Annotated in this window: 5 protein-coding genes; 2 read left to right on the top strand and 3 right to left on the bottom strand. The window is 46.8% G+C overall.

All coding sequences use genetic code 11. The annotated features are described in order from the left end of the window. A partial coding sequence (locus FTE26_RS00925; protein ID WP_272457367.1) for a helix-turn-helix domain-containing protein occupies positions 1-489 on the bottom strand: 489 nt, incomplete at its 3' end. A gap of 396 nt (positions 490-885) precedes the next feature. Between FTE26_RS00925 and FTE26_RS00930 the strand changes: the two genes are divergently transcribed. After that, on the top strand, positions 886-1,341 hold the full coding sequence (locus FTE26_RS00930) for a hypothetical protein (protein ID WP_272457328.1): 456 nt from the start codon (positions 886-888) through the stop codon (positions 1,339-1,341). 198 nt (positions 1,342-1,539) lie between these two features. On the opposite strand, the gene FTE26_RS20135 is transcribed toward FTE26_RS00930, so the two are convergent. Both FTE26_RS20135 and FTE26_RS00935 read right to left on the bottom strand, forming a co-directional pair. Continuing rightward, positions 1,540-1,689, bottom strand: coding sequence for a replication initiation protein (locus FTE26_RS20135; RefSeq protein ID WP_425293218.1), 150 nt, complete (start codon positions 1,687-1,689; stop codon positions 1,540-1,542). A gap of 487 nt (positions 1,690-2,176) precedes the next feature. Next, positions 2,177-2,371, bottom strand: a complete 195-nt coding sequence (locus FTE26_RS00935; protein WP_001041643.1) for a Rop family plasmid primer RNA-binding protein — start codon at positions 2,369-2,371, stop codon at positions 2,177-2,179. Between the two features lie 272 nt (positions 2,372-2,643). Here FTE26_RS00935 and mobA point away from each other — a divergent pair, with 272 nt between their 5' ends. After that, positions 2,644-2,967, top strand: coding sequence for a plasmid mobilization protein MobA (mobA, locus tag FTE26_RS00940; RefSeq protein WP_000166966.1), 324 nt, complete (start codon positions 2,644-2,646; stop codon positions 2,965-2,967). Positions 2,968-3,348: the final 381 nt, after the last annotated feature.

Raw genomic sequence — 3,348 nt, forward strand, 5'->3', positions numbered from 1 at the left:
CTCCTTTGTTATTTCTTCTCTTGATATGGCTATTTTTCCGCATTTTGGACACGTATGTTTTTCATCGGGCGTATTTAAAGATGGTATTTTTAGGTTGATTAACTTCAGCATTAAAGGGGTTATGTCATACAAGTTAGTCATTCCTTTAGAGTTTTTGCCGGTGGAGCGTATTTTTATCCTCAGAATGTCCATTTCTACTAACTTGTTTAAATTTCTCTGAATTGTTCGTCTGTCCTGATTCATTCTTTCGCATAGAAGTGAAATTGATGGGTACACTCTTGCGTCAGGATGATGCATGAAAGATATCAGATTAATCAAAAGTACAAGCTCTGTGTTTCCTATTCCTAGCTTAGATTGGTTTTTTAATAGTTCATTGGGGACGGATGTCCAGCCAGAGTTTAAAATGCTGCGCCCCCATATGGCTAAGATCCTTTCTGGGATCTCTACTGATGAGTGTTCTGTTTTTTTGAGTTCGATTTCTGATTTCAATTTCTGTCACCAATCATAATAACAATACCTATATATATAGGTATTGTTATTATGATTTATTATTTGGGCGGCATCAATGCCGCCCTTTAATTTGACCAAAAAGGCCTAATGTCTAGCACTGGGAAAGGACCTCTCTTACCATCTAATTGAGTAAGATTTTATCTTCCCAGACTTCTTCAAACATAGGACTGACATGTTGGCAAACGTACGATTTGATAATCACAGCTGCGATACAGAACGTCGTCAGCAGTACAAATCTCGTGCTGACGAAGTGCTGCTCTCGCGTTCATACAAGAATCAGGCACATGAAGCGTTAAAATGCGATTCTCCGCAGTCTGATGAATCGATCTTTGATATGCTATCTACTTACTCAGTAAGGTAAGTGGAAAGTGTTTGATGACAACCAAATTCAATAAGTTTGAGCTTCATTCGGCTTTCCGAGACGGGAAGCTGAATGAAAAGTATTTCGTAGATTTACCCTACCTCAAAGAAGAGCAACGCCGGGCATTAGCCTCTTTCTTGGGTGCGATAACTCGTGAAGAGCCTCTTCCAGGGAAAAACAAGCCTTCATGGCTTGATGATAATTCCATTAAAATTTCCGGTACTGATGCGTACGAAGACGGGAACTATTGGCATTATCATTGCGGTCCATATCCAGAAGGGGTCAAACTTAGATCGATGACTTTTAACTTGGGTATGAACGTTGCGGGGCTAACCTCCGCTGAAGTGATCCACTATCAAAAACTCAACGATGGCACGGTGTTTGTCGTAGGCTTCTCCCCTACACATGAGCCCTTCCCTAAGTCTGATGCGGCGCATTACAACCCACTCTTCACTGAATCAGATGATTAAATATCTGAATAGTGGCTGGTAAGGATATGTTGAGATTTTTTTCTCTCAGCTGTAGTCTCTTTTCCTGAAACGAAAAAACCACCTGGGGAGGTGGTTTTTCGAAGGTTCAGTAAGTTGGGGAACTTCTGAACCGTGGTAACAGTCTTGTGCGAGACATGTCACCAAATCTGTCCTTTCAGTGTAGCCGCAGTCAGGCCATCACTTCAAGAACTCTCGATACATCTCTCGCACATCCTGTCTACCAATGGCCGCAGCCAATGGCGATAAGTCGTGTCTTTCCGGGTTGGACTCAAGACGATAGTTACCGGATAAGGCGCAGCGGTCGGGCTGAACGGGGGGTTCGTGCACACAGCCCAGCTTGGAGCGAACGACCTACACCGAACTGAGATACCAACAGCGTGAGCTATGAGAAAGCGCCACGCTTCCCGAAGGGAGAAAGGCGGACAGGTATCCGGTAAGCGGCAGGGTCGGAACAGGAGAGCGCACGAGGGAGCTTCCAGGGGGAAACGCCTGGTATCTTTATAGTCCTGTCGGGTTTCGCCACCTCTGACTTGAGCGTCGGTTTTTGTGATGCTCGTCAGGGGGGCGGAGCCTATGGAAAAACGCCAACGGCGCGGCCTTTGTCCCTGGCTTCGGCTTTTTGCTCACATGTTCTTTCCGGCGTTATCCCCTGATTCTGTGGATAACCGTATTACCGCCTTTGAGTGAGCTGACACCGCTCGCCGCAGTCGAACGACCGAGCGTAGCGAGTCAGTGAGCGAGGAAGCGGAAGAGCGCCTTATGTGACATTTTCTCCTTACGCTCTGTTGTGCCGTTCGGCATCCTGCCCTGAGCGTTATATCTCTGTGCTATTTTCTACTTCAAAGCGTGTCTGTATGCTGTTCTGGAGTTCTTCTGCGAGTTCGTGCAGCTTCTCACACATGGCGGCCTGCTCGTCAGCATCGAGTGCGTCCAGTTTTTCGAGCAGCGTCAGGCTCTGGCTTTTTATGAATCCCGCCATGTTGAGTACAGTTTGCTGCTGCTTGTTCATCTTTCTGTTTTCTCCGTTCTGTCTGTCATCTGCGTCGTGTGATTATATCGCGCACCACTTTTGGACCGTCTTACCGCCGGTATTCTGCCGACGGACATTTCAGTCAGACAACACTGTCACTGCCAAAAAAACAGCAGTGCTTTGTTGGTAATTCGAACTTGCAGACAGGACAGGATGTGCAATTGTTATACCGCGCATACATGCACGCTATTACAATTACCCTGGTCAGGGCTTCGCCCCGACACCCCATGTCAGATACGGAGCCATGTTTTATGACAAAACGAAGTGGAAGTAATACGCGCAGGCGGGCTATCAGTCGCCCTGTTCGTCTGACGGCAGAAGAAGACCAGGAAATCAGAAAAAGGGCTGCTGAATGCGGCAAGACCGTTTCTGGTTTTTTACGGGCGGCAGCTCTCGGTAAGAAAGTTAACTCACTGACTGATGACCGGGTACTGAAAGAAGTTATGAGACTGGGGGCGTTACAGAAAAAACTCTTTATCGACGGCAAGCGTGTCGGGGACAGGGAGTATGCGGAGGTGCTGATCGCTATTACGGAGTATCACCGTGCCCTGTTATCCAGGCTTATGGCTGATTAGCTTCCCGGAGAGAAACTGTCGAAAACAGACGATATGAACGCCGTAAGCCCCCAAACCGATCGCCATTCAGTTTCATGCATAGTCATGCAACGCGCTGAAAACAATCCTGACGCATTTTTCCGGTTTACCCCGGGGAAAACATCTCTTTTTGCGGTGTTTGCGGCAGAATCGCGTTCAGCGCGTTTCTGCGGTGCGCGTAATGCGACGTTATGGTAAATCCGCAATTTTCCTACCTCGACAATCCTTGCACCAACTTTGCGTTCTCATCTTCCCATTAGTGTCAGTTCTGAATCCAAACTCCTTTGTTATTTCTTCTCTTGATATGGCTATTTTTCCGCATTTTGGACACGTATGTTTTTCATCGGGCGTATTTAAAGATGG

Origin of the sequence: Escherichia sp. S10b, from assembly GCF_028421345.1 — a bacterium.
Classification (GTDB): Bacteria; Pseudomonadota; Gammaproteobacteria; order Enterobacterales; family Enterobacteriaceae; genus ECMA0423.